Below are 16,875 nucleotides of genomic sequence, written 5' to 3' on the forward strand. Positions count from 1 at the left end.
AACGGGGCTAAGAGATGGTTTGGTACACGGGGACCGCCAGCCGAACACTACTGTGGCCCGCGCATGGACTTTGAGCGGAATAGTTAAATAACTGCTTTTTTGGTTTTACCGGCTGGCGCGCCCTACCTTGGGACTCTCCTGGCTGGCATCATTTCGCGGTTTATCGTATGAAAACTTCTACTCTTTGGCTAGCCTTCTGGCTCTTGGTTGGGGTGGCCGGGCCGGCGCGGGCCCAGCGCCTGGCGGCTGGCAGCACCTCCGCGCTGTGCATTCATCCCGATGGCACGCTCTGGGGCTGGGGCCTCAACCAGGCGGGTCAACTGGGGCTGGGCAGCCAACTCAACCAGGCGCTGCCTGCCCAGGTGAGCCCGGCCACCACCTGGCAGCACGTCGTTATGAACAACTTCGCTACGCTGGCGTTGCAAGCCAATGGGACGCTCTGGGGTTGGGGCACCAATACGCATGGTATGCTGGGTACTGGCACCACTACCAATCTGCCAACTCCGACGCAGATTGGCAGCGCTACCTGGCAAAGCATTAGCATGGGCCCCTACCACGCGCTTGGGCTGCGGCAGGATGGCACCCTTTGGGCCTGGGGCATGAACACCAACGGCCAGCTCGGCGTGGGCACCACCACCAATCAGCTTGCGCCGGTGCAGGTAGGCAGCAGCATTACTTGGCGTAGCGTCAGCACCAACGTATATCACACGGTAGCCGTGCGGCAGGATGGCTCGCTCTGGGCCTGGGGCGAGAATAGCTACAGCTACGGGCTGCTGGGCCTGGGCACTACCGGCACCGTCGTACCCGCGCCCGTGCAGGTGGGCACGGCTTTTACCTGGCAGCGCGCGGCAGCGGTCCTGCTTCACACCCTGGCACTGCGGCAGGATGGCACCCTTTGGGCCTGGGGCAGTAATGGCGCGGGGCAGCTCGGCGATGGCACTGCTACGGCCCGCACGACGCCGGTGCAGATAGGCACGGGCACGTGGCGTAGCATTTCGACTACTACCAACCACTCAGCGGCCATTCGCGCCGATGGCACCCTCTGGGCCTGGGGCAGCAACCAATACGGCCAGCTCGGCGATGGCACTACCACCGGCCGTAGCGCGCCCACCCAGGTGGGCACCGGCACCAACTGGCAGCAGGTGCTGGCCGGCCCCGATTATACCCTGGCCCTGGACAACGACAATAAGCTCTGGGGCTGGGGTGCCAATACCATCGACCAGCTCGGCAACGGCGGCGGCGCGCAGTTTGTGCCCATGCAGGTAGCGCTCCCCACTACCTGGCGCAGCGTATCGGCCGGCAACTATTTTACCGCTGCCGTGCGCGCCGATGGCACCCTCTGGACCTGGGGCGACAACCAAGGTGGCCAGCTGGGCAATGGCACCACCACCGTGCAGGTGGGGCGCGGGCAGGTAGGCACGGCCACTACCTGGCAGCGCGTGGCCGCCGGCTACCAGCACACCGTAGCGCAGAGCACCAGCGGAGGCCTGCGGGCCTGGGGCAATAATTATTTTGGGCAACTGGGTACGGGCACGACAACCAGCCAGCTCACGCCAACGCCGACCAACGCAACCACCGACTGGCAGCAAGTAGCGGCTGGCCACTACACCACGCTGGCCATCAGCGTCGACAGTTCACTCTGGGGGTGGGGCGCTGGCTTGCAGCTTGGGTTAGGCATGCCACCCCCCAGCTTTACTATCGCCGCCCCCCTGCGCCTGGGTACTGCCCACTACCAGGACGTAGCCGCCAATTTTCACGTGCTGGCCGTGCGCGCCGATGGCACGCTCTGGGCCTGGGGCACCAACCAGAGCGGCCAGTTGGGCATTGGCACGCTCAGCAACAACCAAACTACCCCCGTGCAGGTAGGCACGGCGGCCAACTGGCGGCGTAGCGCCGTCGGCACCTCTCACTCGGTAGCCATCCGAGCCGATGGCTCGCTCTGGGCGTGGGGCAATAATGATGCGGGGCAGCTGGGCCTCGGCACCACCACTGCCCAGCTTACGCCCGTGCGGGTAGGCATGGCTACCAACTGGCAGCAGGTAGCCGCTGGTGGGGCCTTCACGCTGGCTATCCGCACCGATGGCTCGCTCTGGGGCTGGGGCTGGGGCCAGGCAGTGGGTAGTGGCAGCTTTGCCAATCAGCTTACGCCCGTGCCTATCAGCCCAGGTACTACCTGGCTCAGCATCACGGCCAGCAGCTCGCACGCGGCTGGCATTCAAGCTGATGGTACCCTATGGATATGGGGCGACAACCAGTCGGGACAATTAGGACTCCCGGTTTATTACCTGTCGCCTGTTTTTATTGCCAACGGGGGAACGGCGCTGGCTACTGCCGCTTCCGCGCCTGCTGCTACCTGGCAGTTGGCCCCCAACCCCGCCCACGGCCAGGTGCAGGTGCGGGGCCTGCCGGCCGGGCCGGTAGCCGTGCGCCTCTTCGATGCGATGGGCCGGCTGCTACGCACCACCGCCACGGCCGAGCTAAAGCTCGACGGCATCGCCCCGGGCTTGTACCTGCTACAGGCTACCGCCGGCCACACTACCGGCACCCAGCGCCTAGTAGTGGAATAGTAGCCGCGCCACCTCAGCACCGTCCCTACTGGCCCCAACCGCTTGCGTGGTTGGGGCTTTTGAATTTCTGGCCTGCGCCCGTTATCCTGCGGCAGCATACTGTTTAGCTCACTGCTGCCAAGGCAGGACTGAAAGGTCTTTTCATTCGGGTATCAAACAGCTGCCCCGCCCGGCCCCCGCCGTATCTTGGCGGCGGCCGCTGCCTCCTGCTCCCGCTTGCTTCCTCCCGCTTTGCCCAGCCCCGTTATTCGCGTGTCGCACCTCACCAAGCGCTTCGGGGCGCAGGTGGTGGTCGATGACATCTCCTTTGAAGTAGCCCAGGGCGAAACGCTGGTGCTGCTCGGCCCCAGCGGCTGCGGCAAGACTACCCTGCTCAAAACGCTAAACCGCCTCATCGAGCCCGATGGCGGCACCATCGAGCTCAACGGCCGCGACGTGCGCCAGCAGCGGCCCGAGGAGCTGCGCCGGGGCATCGGCTACGTCATTCAGCAAGTGGGGCTGCTGCCGCACCTCACCGTGGCCCAGAATGTGGGCCTCGTGCCCGGCCTGCTGGGCCAGCCAGCCGCCGCCACGGTTGCCCGCACTACTGCTTTGTTAGACCGCCTGCACTTGCCGGCCGCCCGCTTTGGGGCTATGTTGCCCGCGCAGCTGTCGGGCGGGCAGCAGCAGCGCGTGGGGCTGGCGCGGGCGCTGGCCGCCGACCCGCCCGTTATTTTATTGGATGAGCCTTTTGGGGCGCTCGACCCCATCACGCGGGCGGCGGTGCGGCGCGATTTTCGGGAGCTCGACGAGCTGCGCCGCAAAACCGTGGTGCTCGTGACCCACGACGTGCAGGAAGCCTTCGAGCTGGCCGACCGCATTCTGCTCCTTAACAATGGCAAAATCGCGCAGCTCGGCCCGCCCCGCGAGCTGCTGCTGCGGCCGGCCAGCGCCTTTGTGCAAAGCTTTTTTGAGGCCGAGCGGCTGGCCTTGCAATTGCGCGTGCTCACGCTGGCCGATATGCAGCCTTTTTGGGAAACCCCGCCCGCCACCGCCGATGCTCCGCCGGGGCTGCCGCTGGCGGCCAGCGTGCAGGAGGCCCTCGATAGCTTACTTGAAATAGAAGCCCCATCGCAAGCGCCCGGCACGCTGGTAGTGGCCTTGGCCGATGGCTCGCTCGTGGCCCTCACGCTGCCGCAGCTGCTGGCGGCGTTTGGGCGGGTGCTGGCGGTTGCTTGATTTTTATTTCGCGCAGTGTTTCGGGGCGTTAAACCGCAGGGTTTCGCAGTGTCTGAATAGTTTATCACTGCGGAACACTGCGCTTTAACACCCCGAAACACTGCGCGAAACTTACTCCAGACCTTATGCTCTCCGACCTTTTCACTTTTTGGCACGCGCACGCCGCGCAGCTTGCCCAGCAAACCGGGCAGCACCTGCGCTTGGTGGCCAGCGCCCTGCTGCTGGGCGTGGGCGTGGGCGTGCCGCTGGGCGTGTGGCTCACGCGGCACCCACGCTGGCGCGGGCTGGTGCTGGGGGCGGCCGGCGTGCTCCAGACCGTGCCCAGCCTGGCGCTGCTGGGCTTTTTAATTCCGCTACTCGGCATTGGGGCGCGGCCGGCGCTGGTGGCGCTGCTGCTGTATTCGCTGCTACCCATCATCCGCAATACCGTAGCCGGCATTGCGGGGGTGCCGCCGGCCGTGGTAGAGGCCGCGCGCGGACTGGGCTTCACCGAGGGGCAGCTGCTGCTAAAAGTCGAACTGCCGCTGGCGCTACCCGTACTGATGGCGGGTATCCGCACGGCTGCGGTCATCAACGTGGGCGTGGCCACGCTGGCGGCCTACGTGGCGGCGGGTGGGTTGGGCGAGTTCATTTTTGAGGGTATTTCGCTCAATAATCCGGTGATGATACTGGCCGGGGCCATCCCGTCGGCCGCGCTGGCGCTGGCCTTCGATGCGGGGCTGGGCGCGCTGGAGAAGCTCTCGGCCCGCCGCCTGCGCGCCGTGGGGCTGGGGCTGCTGGCGGCGCTGCCCCTGCTGGCGGCCGGCTACTGGCTGCCGCAGTGGCTGAGCGCGGCGGCCGGGCAGCCCACGCTGCACGCGGCGTTCAGCCCCGAGTTTATCGGGCGGGCCGACTGCCTGCCGGGCCTCACCCGCACCTACGGCCTGGGCCGGCTGCCGCACGGCGTGCTGGCCCCCGCCCTCGTGTACGAGGCCCTGCGCGATGGCCGGGTGGAGGTAATCGATGGCTACAGCACCGATGCCCGCATCCGGGCCTACGGCCTGCGCGTGCTGCGCGACGACCGCCACGCCCTGCCTCCCTACTACTGCGCCTTGGTGCTGCGCCCCGAGGTGCTGCGCGCCCACCCCGAGCTGGGGCCGGTGCTGGGTTTGCTGGCCGGACAACTGCCCGACTCGGCCATGACTAACCTCAACTACCAGGTCGACATCTTGCACCGCACGCCCCGCGCCGTGGCGTTGGCGTGGCTGCGCCGCCGGGGGCTGCTACGCCCCGAGCGCCCGGCCCGGGCCGGCGCGCCGGTGGTGCAGCTCGGGGGCAAGATTTTTGGCGAGCAATACGTGCTGGTAGAGCTATTCGCGGCCCTCATTCGCAGCCGCACCGATTTGGCGGTGGCCACCAAGACGGGGCTGGGCGGCACTACTATTTGCTTTGAGGCCCTGCGCGGGGGCGGCGTCGATATGTACCCCGAGTACACGGGCACGGGCTTGCAGGTGCTGCTTCAGCCCTCGGCAGCGGCGCTCGACTCGCTTGGGGGGCGGCCCGGTGCGGTGTACCAGTACGTGCAGCGCGAGTTTGGGCGGCGCTACGGCCTGGCTTGGGGGGCCCCGCTGGGCTTCAACAATGCCTACTGCCTGCTCATGCGTGAGGCGCAGGCCGAGGCGCTGGGCATCCGCACGATTTCGGACCTGGGGCGGTACTTGGCGAAGTAGGGCCGCAAGGTGTGGCGCGGCGGTAAGCGGCGGCACCATCGCCAGCAGGGTACCGCCGCTCTGTGTAACCTCCCCAACTAAAAACCTGAACCGGAGTTAAAGCCTGAACTGCGCCCGGCACTTCGGCCGGGGCACCCTGCTTTTCCTGGCTATGCCCCCTCCTGCTACTACGGTTTCCCCGCCCACTACCCACGCCCCGTTCACCGAGCGGCGCTACGTGCTCACGTTCATCTTCGTGGTGTCGCTGTTTATGCTCTGGGGCCTGGGCGTGACGATGGCCGACGTGCTCAACAAGCACGTGCAGCAGGTGCTGCACGTGAGCAAGGCCAACTCGGCCTACGTGCAGGCCGCCACTTTCGGGGCGTATTTTATCATGGGCCTGCCGGCCGGCTGGTTTATGAAGCGCTTCGGCTACCAGAAGGGCGTTATTCTGGGCTTAGGGCTGTACGCGGCCGGGGCCTTTCTTATGATTCCGGCTGCCAACGCGGCTTCTTTCACCTTGTTGCTGGGGGCTTTGTTTGTGCTGGCCTGCGGCCTGGGCACGCTGGAGGCGGTGGCGCACCCCTTTCTGGATGGCCTCGGCGACCCGGCCAGCTCCGACCAGCGCATCACGTTTTCGCACGCCATCAATGGCATTGGCGCGGTGTCGGGGCCGCTCATCGGCGGCTACTTCGTGCTACGCGGCACCCACGCGGCGGGCGACCTCACGTCGGTGAAAACGCTTTATACCATCATCGGCACGGTGGTGGGCAGCATCGGGCTGCTGTTTGCCTTCGTGAAGGTGCCCCCGCTCTTCGACGAGCACCCGGCTGCCGCTGCGGCGGCTACCGCTGCCCCGGCGCTGGCCGCCCCCGGCACGGAGAAGGGCTTGTTCGACCACCCCAATTTTGTGTGGGCCTGCGTGGCGCAGCTCTTCAACACGGCGGCGCAGGGCGGCACCTGGGCCTACTTCATCAACTACGGCACCGACTACATGGCCCTGAAGCCGGGCGAGGCCATCCACGGCTTCTGGCAGGTGGGCACTTTGCTGGAGCGCACCGTGGCGCTGGCCCCGGGCCTGCCGCACCTGGTGGGCGAGGTAGCGGCGTATTTCTTCTCGCTCAGCCTGGTGTGCATGATGGTGGGGCGCTTTCTGGGTACCTACCTCATGCGCTTCATCGCGCCCAACAAGCTGCTGGCGGCGGCCGCGCTCTGCAACATGAGTTTGTGCGTGGTGGTGGCGCAGCACGCGGGCTGGGTGTCGTTTGGGGCCCTCATTGGGCTCAACTTCTTTTTCAGCATCATGTTCCCCACCATCTACAGCCTGGGGCTCAAAGACCTGGGCCGGCACAAGCAGTTGGCTTCGTCGTTCATCGTAATGGGCGTGGTGGGGGCCGCGCTGTTTCCGCGCTTCGTGATGGGGCCGGTGGCCAATGCCAGCGTGGCCCACGCCTACTACCTGCCCATCGTCTGCTACGTGGTGGTGTTTTTGTACGGGGCCCGCTTTTACAAAACGGCCAAGGATGTGCGGTAAGCTTTAGCTTGCCAGCCAGGCGGCGGGCCCGGCAGCCACGGCGCAGCTTTTTGCGTTAAAGCCGGGAAGCAGCCGCGCGCGTAGGCGGGCGTCCGCTTCCCGGCTTTTTCATGGGGTGGGGCTTGCTTGCGTGCCCACGTTGGCCGGCGGGGGCCCGGCCGTTTTTTCCGGGGGCTTGCGTGTGGCAAGCTAAAGCTTACCCTACATTTTTTCACCCGCATGGACGCTCAGTTTCTTTTCGCTACCGGCATCGAAAACTCCAACCCCACCATCGACAACGGCCGCACCCGCGTGGATGAGATGGACAAATGCCGGCACTACCAGTTCTGGCAAAAGGATTTTGACCTGGTGCAGGAGTTGGGCATCCGGTTTTTGCGCTACGGCCCCCCTATCCACACCACCTGGCTTGGGGTGGGCAAGTACGACTGGAGCTTTGCCGACGAAACGTTTCAGGACTTGCGGCGGCGCAACATCATGCCCATCGTGGACCTGTGCCACTTTGGGGTGCCCGACTGGCTGGGCAATTTTCAGAACCTGGAGTTTGCGGCGCTCTTTGCCGACTACTGCCGGGCCTTTGCCGAGCGCTTCCCGTGGGTGCAGCTTTATACGCCCATCAACGAGATGTACATCTGCGCCGAGTTTTCGGCCTTGTATGGCTGGTGGAACGAGCAGCTGAGCAGCGATAAAGCCTTCGTGACGGCCCTCAAAAACATCGTAAAGGGCAACGTGCTGGCCATGCAGCGCATCCTGGAAGTGCGGCCCGACGCGCTCTTTATCCAGAGCGAGAGCAGCGAGTACTTCCACGCCGAAAACCCCGCTGCCATCAAGCCTGCCGAGCTGATGAATGCCAAGCGGTTCTTGTCGCTCGACCTGAATTACGGGCGGCGGGTGGACTCGGAGATGTATGAGTACCTGCTCGACAATGGCATGACCCGCGAGGAGTACCACTTCTTTTTAGGCCAGAACCTCAAGCACCAGTGCATCATGGGCAACGACTACTACCGCACCAACGAGCACCGCGTGCGGGCCGATGGCAGCACCCTGGCTTCGGGCGAGGTTTTTGGCTACCACGTCATTACCACCCAATACCACGACCGCTACCAGCTACCCGTGATGCACACCGAAACCAACCTCTGGCAGGGCCCTAACGGCGACGAGGCCGTGCTGTGGCTCTGGAAGGAGTGGGCCAACGTGCTACGCGTGCGCAACGACGGGGTGCCTATCATCGGCTTTACCTGGTACTCGCTCACCGACCAAGTGGACTGGGACACGGCCCTGCGCGAAAACCACGGCAACGTGAACCCGCTGGGTCTTTACGACCTCGACCGCAACATCCGCCCCGTGGGCACGGCCTACAAGCAGCTCATTGAGGATTGGCGGCAGGTGCTGCCCGCCCAGAGCGCCTGCCTGCAAATTCCGCTGGTGATGCCGCACGACGCCGACGAGCCCTGGGCCCTGGCCCAGCGCACCAGGGCCCGCCGCGTGCACCGCGACCCCGATACCAAGGCCATGAACGCCGCTCAGCCCGAAGTCCACTGAAGTGGACAGTTTTGAGTTAGGAGTTTTGAGTGTTGAGTTGGCACTTCTGACTTATCGTCCGCCGTCCCCAACTCAAAACCCAAAACTCCTAACTCAAAACTCACCATGCTGCGTTTCCAGGATAAAGTCGCCATCGTAACGGGCGGGGCCGCCGGCATCGGCCTGGCCATTGCCAAGCGCCTGGCCAGCGAGGGCGCCCGCCTCGTGCTGGCCGACATCAACCAGGCCGCCCTCGATGCGGCGGTGCCACAGGTGCAGCAGGCCGGCGCGCCCGCCGTGTGGGCCAGCGTGTGCAACGTGGCCGACGAAAACCAGGTAGTCGCCACCGTGCAGGGCGCGCTGGCGCAGTTCGGCCGCCTCGATGTGGTAGTGAACAACGCCGGCCTCATGCAGTTCAAGCCCCTCGAGCAGCTCACGGGCGACGACTGGAACCGCATTCTGAGCGTGGATTTGCTGGGCGCGTTTTACTTCACCAAGCAGGCTTTCCTGCACATGAAGCCGGGCGGCACGGTAGTGAACGTAGCCAGCATCCACGCCGTGGAGACGGAGGCGCTGGTAGCGCCCTACGCCGCGGCCAAAGCGGCCGTGCTCTCGCTCACGCGCTCGGCCGCCATCGAGGGCAAGCCCAAGGGCCTGCGCATCAATGCTGTGCTGCCGGGAGCCATCGACACGCCCATGCTCTGGGACAACCCCAACGTGAAATCGGGCGTGGAGAAGATTAACCCCAACGACGTGGGCAAGCCCGAGGACGTGGCCGCTACCATCGCCTACCTGGCCTCCGACGATGCGCAGTTTGTGCAGGGCGCCGAGGTGCGCGTAGATGGCGGCCGGCTCGATAACCTGTAGGCCGGGGCCGGGGGCATCCTTGCCCCGCCGCATAACCTGCAGTATAGCTCAACCGTAAGCAGGCGGAAATCATATTTCCCCCTGCTTTTATGCAAACCTCTTCTTCTCCGCTCCGCTCGGCCGCCGCCAACTGGTGGGTGTACGTGCTGGCCGGCCTCGGGCTGTTTGGGCTGGGCATCTGGGTGCTCAACAGCCCCGGCGCGGCCTTTCTGGGGCTGACGCTCTACTTCGCCGCCCTCATTCTATTTAATGGCGTGGCCAATACCATCTTCGCCGTCAGCAACCGGGCGCGCCTGCAAGGCTGGGGCTGGCTGCTGGCTCTGGGGTTGGCCGAAATCCTGTTTGGCGTGTACCTGCTGAGCCAGCCGGTAGCGGCGGCGGGCACGCTGGCGTTCGTCATCGGCTTCTGGCTGCTACTGCGCAGCGGCTCCACGGTGGCCAATGCGTTTTCGCTGCGCCGCCTGGGCTACCGCCGCTGGGGCTGGAACCTGGCGCTGGGCTTGCTGGGCGTGGTACTGGCCTTGCTGGTATTGGCTAATCCGGTTATCGGAGTAGTAGGCGTTACGACTTGGCTGGCGCTGGGGCTACTGGTGCTGGGCGTGGCCGCCGTCATGCTGGGGCTGCGGCTGCGCAGCGCGGCGTAGTGGGTGGTTTCTGGTTTCTGGTTTCTGGTTTCTGGTTTCTGGTTTCTGGTTTCTGGTTTCTGGTTTCTGGTTTCTGGTTTCTGGTTTCCAGACGCCACCTAACGAGCAACCAGAAACCAGGAACCAGAAACCCAAAAAGACAGGCAGCGCGGCAGCCTTTAGCCCGGCCCCGGTTACTTTGGCGGCATGAAGCCTCTGCTCCTCGCCGCCCTACTCCTGCCCTTCGCCGCTAGCGCCCAGGTTGAAAACCTGGTACAGTACGCCCACCCGCTGGTGGGTACCGCCCGCATGGGCCACACCTACCCTGGCGCCACGGTGCCCTTCGGGGCGGTGCAGCTCTCGCCCGATACCGATACCATCAGCTACGAGCAAAACGGGAAGTACAACCCCGACATCTACAGCTATTGCGCGGGGTATCAGTACAAAGACCCCACCATCGTGGGCTTCAGCCACACGCACTTCAGCGGCACGGGGCACTCCGATTTGGGCGATTTTCTGGTGATGCCCACCACCGGGCCGTTGCAGCTCAACCCCGGTACGGCCGACCGGCCGCTGAGCGGCTACCGCTCGGCCTACTCGCACGCCACGGAGGTGGCCGAGCCGGCCTACTACAAGGTGCGGCTGGCCGATAACGATATTCTGGCCGAGCTGACGGCCACCACCCGCGTGGGCGTGCACCAGTACACGTTTCCGCAGGCCGCCGAGTCGCACATTATCCTCGATTTGATGGCCGGGATTTACAACTACCCCGGCAAAAATACCTGGACCTTCGTGCGGGTCGAAAACGACTCGCTCGTGACCGGCTACCGCCAAACCAACGGCTGGGGCCGCACTCGCACGGTGTATTTCGCGCTCAGCTTCTCGCGCCCCTTCAAAAGCTACGGCAGCAAAAACTACGACCAGAAGCAGCCCTACCGGGGCTTCTGGGGCCGCTTCGACCAAAACCACAACTGGCCCGACCTTGCCGCCCACCAATTGCGACTGCATTTCGACTTCGGGGCGATGCAGGCTGGCGATAAAGTCAAGCTAAAAATGGCTCTCTCGCCCGTGAGCACGGCCGGCGCGCTCGCCAACCTGCGCGCCGAAGCGTCGGGCTGGAACTTCACCGACTACAAGCAGAAGGGCCAGGCGCAGTGGCAACAGGAATTGAGTAAAATCACCATCAGCTCACCGCGCCGGGTCGATAAAGAGAATTTCTACACAGCCATGTATCACGCCTTCACCGGCGTGACTACCTACCAGGACACCGACGGGCAGTACCGCGGGCTCGACCAGAACAACCACGTAGCCCAGGGTTTCACCAACTACACAACCTTCTCGCTCTGGGATACCTACCGCGCGCTGCACCCGCTCTACAACCTCGTGCAGCCCCGCCGCAACGCCGATATGGCCCAGAGTATGCTCGCCCACTTCGACCAGAGCGCCGAGCACATGCTGCCCGTGTGGAGCCACTACGCCAACGAAAACTGGTGCATGATAGGCTACCACTCGGTGCCCGTGGTGTGCGATGCCATCGTGCTCGGCAACGCCCCCTTCGACCAAAACCACGCCCTCGATGCCTGCGTGACCACCGCCCGCCAGCGCTGGTACGACGGCCTGGGCCTGTACATCGACAAGGGCTACGTGCCCGAGGATAAGAGCGGGGCCTCGGTATCGAAAACGCTGGAATACGCCTTCGACGACTACTGCATCGCGCAGGCCGCCCAGAAGCTGGGCCTAGCCGACATTGAGAAGGAGTTTCGCCAGCGCGCCCAAAACTGGCGGAACGTGTACGACGCCCGCATCGGCTTCATGCGCCCGCGCTTGGCCGACGGCTCGTTCCGCCCAAAGTTTGACGTGCTGACCACCAGCGACCCCGGATACATCGAGGGCAACGCCTGGAATTACAGCCTCTACGTGCCCCACGACCCCGCCGGCCTCATCGCCAAAATGGGCGGCAACGCCCGCTTCGTGCCGCACCTCGACTCGCTGTTCACGATGAACCTACCCGACAAGTTCTTCGCCGAAACCGAGGACATCACCCGCGACGGCATCATCGGCAACTACGTGCACGGCAACGAGCCTGCCCACCACGCCGCCTACCTCTACAACTGGACCGACCAGCCCTACAAAACCCAGCCCCGCATCCGCATGATACTGAACAAGATGTATCATCAGGGCCCCGACGGCCTCGGCGGCAACGACGACTGCGGCCAGATGTCGGCTTGGTACATCTTCTCGGCGCTGGGCTTCTACCCCGTGGCCCCCGCCTCGGGCGAGTACGCCCTGGGTAGCCCGGCCGTGCACGGCGCTACGGTGCAGGTTGGCGAAGGTAAGACATTTGTAATCACCGTTAAAAACCAGAGTGATAAGAACGTCTACGTGCAGTCGGCCCGCCTGAATGGCAAGCTGCTGGCGAGGCCCTTTCTGCCGGTGCAGGCGGTGCGGCAGGGCGGCACGCTGGAGTTTGTGATGGGGAGCCGGCCGGCGAAAAAGTAGGGCTACCTTAGCTTTCAGGCATCATTTCCCAGCATGAAAAGGCTCCTGTATCTACTCATTTACGTAGTGGTGTTGGTAGTTGCCATACTCAACTATCCCGCTGAGATGAAGCGCAAACGATTGGCTAGCGCGCTGGCTACTGGCCATTTAGCGGCTCTTCCCGCGCAGGCACACCACATTGAGGCAGCTACCGAGGGCAATTTATTCGCTCGTAGCTACTGGGTTACGTTCACGGCATCAGATGCCGACATTCAGCGATGGCTACTGAAATCCCCCGCACTGGCCGCAACCAAACCGACTCGCTGCTCCCAGCCAATGTTATTTGGCGAACAGCCGTCCTGGTTTCAGCCAGCAGGTATTCGGCGGGGGCTACTCTACCAGATTCCACAAGACGAAAATGCTGATTACGGCACCGTCTGGATTGACGAAGAAACCCAGGTTGTTTACATCAAGACCTCTCACAGTTAGGCAACAACCCAACTTATATGTCTCCTGCTGAACCAATCCAGCCTGCCGCCCCGCCCCTGTCGCTCGTCTCCTTCAACGACCTCGAAGACAAGCTATTCGGCGCTCCTGGCACCCCGGAGCGTACCAAATACGAAGACCGGATAACGCTGGGGCTGTTGCCGAAGTCCATCCGCGAGTACCGCCTGCGCCACCACCTCACCCAGGACGAGCTAGGCCAGCGCCTCGGCGTGCAAAAATCCTAAATCAGCAAGCTCGAACGCAACCCGTCCAACGTGACGCTCGCCACCCTGCGCCGCGTGTTTGAGGCCCTCAACATGCGCGTGCAGCTCGTGCTAACACCTACCCCGTCCCAAGCGTAGCGCCGCCCACCTTTCAAGCCAGAAGCCTCAGTTAGTCGCTGAGGCTTCTTTGGTTATCCTGGCAACCCTGCCACCGGCTATTGCGCTGGTTGCGATGGCTATTCTTCGTCGGGCTCGCGCGGCTGCACCTCGCCGCTTTTGGCGGTCTTGAAAAAGACGAAACCCTGGCCGGTGGCTCGGTCAGGGCTTCAAAGAAGCAGGTGTGTAGAACACCTATCTTCTCCCTCGTATGAGAAATCAGCGTGTGCTAAACCTACTACGGCTTCGTCCGGCACCCGCGGCTGCACCTCGCCGCTTTTGATGCGGGCCACCACACTGGCAACCGATTCATCGTAGGCTTTTTTGGTCGGGAAAGCTGCTTGCCAGGCTGGCTTGCGAACGGGTCGTGCTTTCGGTGACGCGGCTTGGCCGGCAGGCTGGGCAGGCGTTTTGACTGTAGACATAGCTAAGACCAGTTAGTTAGCGAATAATTGCCGGTAAATCTGCTTTTTGCTAAGGTAGCAAGTTACTGCCACACAACGAGCCGGGCGGCCGTCCAGTTCGGGCACCAGGTACACATACGTTTCATACACGCGCCCGGCCCGGCCAGTGAGAAAAACGTGGTAATACGGGCGCGGGTCACTGCTGACCGGAATAACGTAACGCGCCCGCCGCAACAACTGCGCTACCGTGCGGTGGTCGAGCCTCTGATGCACCCCGCCAGCCAGGTCGGCCACGTAGTTTTCCAAAACGTGCTGCGCGGCCTGCGTCGTCCAATAGATTTCGTAGCGTTGGCCTTGGTGCGTAACATACGTGTTCAGGTGCATCGGGCAAAAGTAGGTGTACGCTCATAAGGTGCAGCTTCTCAGTTATACTTGTATACTTGCAGCCATGAACCCCGACCAAACGCCCGCCCACCTGCCCGCCACCACCACCCTACTCCACCGTGCATAAGGAACGATTGGGCTCTGATTAAAAATCTTCTTTAGCAACTAAGACAAAGTCCTTTTATGAATCAATTTGAAATACTTGAAAGCTTTAAAGCTTCTATAGACCTTACCCAAGACACACTCAAAACATCGTGGGAGGAAAACTCATTACTGGAATTCAAAAAAAGCCTACATACTAAATCTGATGAAATTGACAAACAATACTTAACTACAATATCGGGCTTAGCCAATAACAAGGGCGGATTAATGATATTTGGCATTGAAAACAACACACGAGAAATAATAGGCATTAAATCTACTCAAGAAAACCTAGATAACAAATACTTTTCATCAGCAATACGCCAAGGACTTGATGGAAATTTAGACTATTTCTTCTTCACAGGAAAGATATTATCTAAAGTAGTAGGTTTTTTGTATGTATCTGAAGCTACAAGTAAGCCAGTTATAGTAAAGATAAATTCTAGTGATTTGGTGAGAGGTGAGATATACTTTCGTTATTCAGCTCAGACAGCAAGAATTGAGGCTGCTGACTTGCGCATGATAATCAGTGAAGAAATTCAGAAAAGGTTAACTGCTACTATGGATTCGATGTATAGAATAGCTAAAATAGGACCGGAAAAAGTTGCTCTTTTGAACACAGAAAATGGAGAAGTAGAACTTGATACTAATACAAACGCAAAACTTATCCTAAGCCCTGAAACGTTAAAAAGTTTAAATATAATTAGAGAGGGGAAACTTATTGATGCAGAAGGCGCACCGGCTTATACGCTCAAGGGTGAAATAGAATTTGAGCTTGAAGAATCTGAAAAATTTATTGAAGTACCTGTTCCTACTTTAACTAAAGAAACATAAATCTATAAGTCCTTCTTCAGCGGAACCTGTGACCATCCTGAGATGATGCTAGAGCAGATATTATTGCATCAAAGCCAATATGCCCCTGCATTTTTCTTTATAAGTACTGCTAGCATGACCGTTAGCCAAGCCATTCAATTTATTCAGAAAATAGAAGGCAAAGAAATTTCTAAGACTACGAAAACAAGTTTATTAGTCAGGTTAAAAAGCCCTCAAAGTCATCAGCTTGGAACTCTTCTTACTAATATCAAACATCATTACCAAGATGGAGAGGATTTTGATAGATTAGTCAAGGAAGTTAAGAACGCCCTTCACTTGACCGCAAAAAATGTTGAACAAAAGATAGCTAGAACTATCTTATTCAATACCTTATTGAGAACAACTCCTATTTCAGCAGAAGTTTACAATTTATATTTAACTCAAATTTTAGAAGCTTTATCAAATCTATCTAAACCATTTATCCTCAAGAACAAGGACTTTGTAATTTCTGAAGCAGCAAAAGCATTTGACTCTGATAGAGACACTAGACAAAGTTCATTGCTCAGAAAAGTCATATCCAATATTGATATCGCTTTATATTACTCAATTGAAGCTTCTTCCATAGCTGAAGCTTCAAGTAAGTAGGATAATACTTCTAGGAGTACTCACCACAACGAGGAAAACCTGGTGCTCATCACCGGCGATGCCGAGCTGGCCCGGCACTTTCTGCGCGAGTTTGCCCGCCTCACCGGGCAGCCCGAGGCCCCCGCCGCCGACCCCACCGTGCAGCGCGTGCTCAAGCGCCTGGCCGTCATTCAGTCGCTGCTGACGCTGCACGAAACCGAAGACCTGCCCAAGCACCTCGACCGCCTCGCCGCCGAGCCCCTCCCCGACCGCGCCTGGCCGCCGTGCTCGCCGCCCTGCGCGCCCACCGCTACGCCGAGGCCACCGCACTGCTGCACGCCTTCGTGGCCGCCCACGCCCAGGTGCGCGTGTGGGAAAACCCGCAGCTGGCCGCCTTTCAGCTCGAAATCCGCCGCCTCGAAGCCGAGCTGCTAGCCCTGGAAGCCGAGCGCGCCGAGGCCGGCCGCCTGCTCACGGCCTTTGAGCTCTGGCACCAGCGCGAGCTGGGCGAGCTGCTGCAAGAGGTGCTGGCCCTGCGCCGCGATGCAGCCCGCCACCAGCGCCACGCCTCGGCCTATGCCGAAAGCGAGTACCAGCGCGCCCAGCAGCGCTACCAGCAGCAGGCCCACGCCCACGAGCAGGCCCAGGCCACGGCCGCCCACACCTTCGCCCTCGACGACGCCGGTCGCGCCACCCTCAAAAAGCTCTACCGCGAAGCCGCCCAGCTCTGCCACCCCGACCGCGTGGCCGACGCCCAAAAGGCCGCCGCCACCACCGCGTTTCAGCAGGTGCTCAGCGCCTACCAGCGCCAGGACGCGGCCGCCCTCCAGGCCCAGCTGCTCGATTTACGGCGCGGCTTCTTCGCACCCGAAGCCGCCCCCAGCTCGCTGGCGCGGCTGCAAGCCCGCCGCGATGCCCTGACCGCCACCCACGCCGCCCTGCTGCGCGAGCTCGCCGAATTGCGCGCCAGCGAGGCGCTGGCCCTCGCCCAGGCCGATGAGGCCGCGCGCGCCCACTACCTGGCCACCAACCGCGCCGCCCTGCTGACCGAGCGCGCCCGCCTGCAAGCGCAGTTGGCATAACTAGCGCCGCAAACAGTGGCAGCGCCGCAGTAGCAGCACGCCGTAGCGCGAACTTTGTAGTTCGCGTC

At 61.8% G+C, this 16,875-nt stretch carries 14 protein-coding genes; 13 read left to right on the forward strand and 1 reads right to left on the reverse strand.

Annotation, left to right across the window (positions count from 1 at the left end; all coding sequences use genetic code 11):
- The first annotated feature begins 167 nt into the window (after positions 1-167).
- From VFO93_RS18260 to VFO93_RS18305, 10 genes are all read left to right on the forward strand, one after another.
- Positions 168-2,567 (forward strand): T9SS type A sorting domain-containing protein, encoded by a 2,400-nt coding sequence (locus tag VFO93_RS18260; protein ID WP_325135824.1) that lies wholly within the window; start codon positions 168-170, stop codon positions 2,565-2,567.
- Positions 2,568-2,798: 231 nt separating this feature from the next.
- On the forward strand, positions 2,799-3,785 hold the full coding sequence (locus tag VFO93_RS18265) for an ABC transporter ATP-binding protein (protein ID WP_325135825.1): 987 nt from the start codon (positions 2,799-2,801) through the stop codon (positions 3,783-3,785).
- A gap of 125 nt (positions 3,786-3,910) precedes the next feature.
- Positions 3,911-5,494, forward strand: a complete 1,584-nt coding sequence (locus tag VFO93_RS18270) for an ABC transporter permease/substrate-binding protein (protein ID WP_325135826.1) — start codon at positions 3,911-3,913, stop codon at positions 5,492-5,494.
- Positions 5,495-5,645: 151 nt separating this feature from the next.
- Entirely contained in the window at positions 5,646-7,007 is a 1,362-nt protein-coding gene (locus tag VFO93_RS18275) for an MFS transporter (protein WP_325135827.1), read from the forward strand.
- A 219-nt stretch (positions 7,008-7,226) separates the two neighbouring features.
- Complete coding sequence (locus VFO93_RS18280; RefSeq protein WP_325135828.1) at positions 7,227-8,546, forward strand: family 1 glycosylhydrolase; 1,320 nt, start codon at positions 7,227-7,229, stop codon at positions 8,544-8,546.
- 105 nt (positions 8,547-8,651) lie between these two features.
- Positions 8,652-9,392: an SDR family NAD(P)-dependent oxidoreductase gene (locus tag VFO93_RS18285; protein WP_325135829.1), complete on the forward strand. Its 741-nt coding sequence runs from the start codon at positions 8,652-8,654 to the stop codon at positions 9,390-9,392.
- A gap of 89 nt (positions 9,393-9,481) precedes the next feature.
- The gene (locus VFO93_RS18290; RefSeq protein ID WP_325135830.1) at positions 9,482-10,036 is read left to right on the forward strand and encodes an HdeD family acid-resistance protein; all 555 of its coding nucleotides are present in this window, start codon (positions 9,482-9,484) and stop codon (positions 10,034-10,036) included.
- 186 nt (positions 10,037-10,222) lie between these two features.
- On the forward strand, positions 10,223-12,514 hold the full coding sequence (locus VFO93_RS18295; protein WP_325135831.1) for a GH92 family glycosyl hydrolase: 2,292 nt from the start codon (positions 10,223-10,225) through the stop codon (positions 12,512-12,514).
- A gap of 33 nt (positions 12,515-12,547) precedes the next feature.
- Positions 12,548-12,982, forward strand: coding sequence for a hypothetical protein (locus VFO93_RS18300; protein WP_325135832.1), 435 nt, complete (start codon positions 12,548-12,550; stop codon positions 12,980-12,982).
- 17 nt (positions 12,983-12,999) lie between these two features.
- Entirely contained in the window at positions 13,000-13,224 is a 225-nt protein-coding gene (locus VFO93_RS18305) for a hypothetical protein (RefSeq protein ID WP_325135833.1), read from the forward strand.
- A gap of 572 nt (positions 13,225-13,796) precedes the next feature.
- Here VFO93_RS18305 and VFO93_RS18310 read toward each other — a convergent pair.
- A complete protein-coding gene (locus VFO93_RS18310; protein ID WP_325135834.1) occupies positions 13,797-14,147 on the reverse strand; it encodes a hypothetical protein in 351 nt (116 codons plus the stop codon).
- A 183-nt stretch (positions 14,148-14,330) separates the two neighbouring features.
- Between VFO93_RS18310 and VFO93_RS18315 the strand changes: the two genes are divergently transcribed.
- From VFO93_RS18315 to VFO93_RS18325, 3 genes are all read left to right on the forward strand, one after another.
- Positions 14,331-15,122 (forward strand): ATP-binding protein, encoded by a 792-nt coding sequence (locus tag VFO93_RS18315; protein ID WP_325135835.1) that lies wholly within the window; start codon positions 14,331-14,333, stop codon positions 15,120-15,122.
- Between the two features lie 42 nt (positions 15,123-15,164).
- The gene (locus VFO93_RS18320; RefSeq protein WP_325135836.1) at positions 15,165-15,746 is read left to right on the forward strand and encodes a hypothetical protein; all 582 of its coding nucleotides are present in this window, start codon (positions 15,165-15,167) and stop codon (positions 15,744-15,746) included.
- Positions 15,747-16,009: 263 nt separating this feature from the next.
- Positions 16,010-16,807, forward strand: a complete 798-nt coding sequence (locus VFO93_RS18325; RefSeq protein WP_325135837.1) for a J domain-containing protein — start codon at positions 16,010-16,012, stop codon at positions 16,805-16,807.
- Positions 16,808-16,875: the final 68 nt, after the last annotated feature.

The sequence above is a fragment of the Hymenobacter sp. genome (assembly GCF_035709525.1).
Taxonomy (GTDB): domain Bacteria; phylum Bacteroidota; class Bacteroidia; order Cytophagales; family Hymenobacteraceae; genus Hymenobacter.

Bases quoted from the DNA above. Each gene is read 5' to 3' on its own strand.
- VFO93_RS18260 (WP_325135824.1), top strand. From the start codon at position 168: ATGAAAACTTCTACTCTTTGGCTAGCCTTCTGGCTCTTGGTTGGGGTG.
- VFO93_RS18270 (WP_325135826.1), top strand. From the start codon at position 3,911: ATGCTCTCCGACCTTTTCACTTTTTGGCACGCGCACGCCGCGCAGCTT.
- VFO93_RS18275 (WP_325135827.1), top strand. From the start codon at position 5,646: ATGCCCCCTCCTGCTACTACGGTTTCCCCGCCCACTACCCACGCCCCG.
- VFO93_RS18280 (WP_325135828.1), top strand. From the start codon at position 7,227: ATGGACGCTCAGTTTCTTTTCGCTACCGGCATCGAAAACTCCAACCCC.
- VFO93_RS18285 (WP_325135829.1), top strand. From the start codon at position 8,652: ATGCTGCGTTTCCAGGATAAAGTCGCCATCGTAACGGGCGGGGCCGCC.
- VFO93_RS18290 (WP_325135830.1), top strand. From the start codon at position 9,482: ATGCAAACCTCTTCTTCTCCGCTCCGCTCGGCCGCCGCCAACTGGTGG.
- VFO93_RS18295 (WP_325135831.1), top strand. From the start codon at position 10,223: ATGAAGCCTCTGCTCCTCGCCGCCCTACTCCTGCCCTTCGCCGCTAGC.
- VFO93_RS18300 (WP_325135832.1), top strand. From the start codon at position 12,548: ATGAAAAGGCTCCTGTATCTACTCATTTACGTAGTGGTGTTGGTAGTT.
- VFO93_RS18305 (WP_325135833.1), top strand. From the start codon at position 13,000: ATGTCTCCTGCTGAACCAATCCAGCCTGCCGCCCCGCCCCTGTCGCTC.
- VFO93_RS18310 (WP_325135834.1), bottom strand. From the start codon at position 14,147: ATGCACCTGAACACGTATGTTACGCACCAAGGCCAACGCTACGAAATC.
- VFO93_RS18315 (WP_325135835.1), top strand. From the start codon at position 14,331: ATGAATCAATTTGAAATACTTGAAAGCTTTAAAGCTTCTATAGACCTT.
- VFO93_RS18320 (WP_325135836.1), top strand. From the start codon at position 15,165: ATGATGCTAGAGCAGATATTATTGCATCAAAGCCAATATGCCCCTGCA.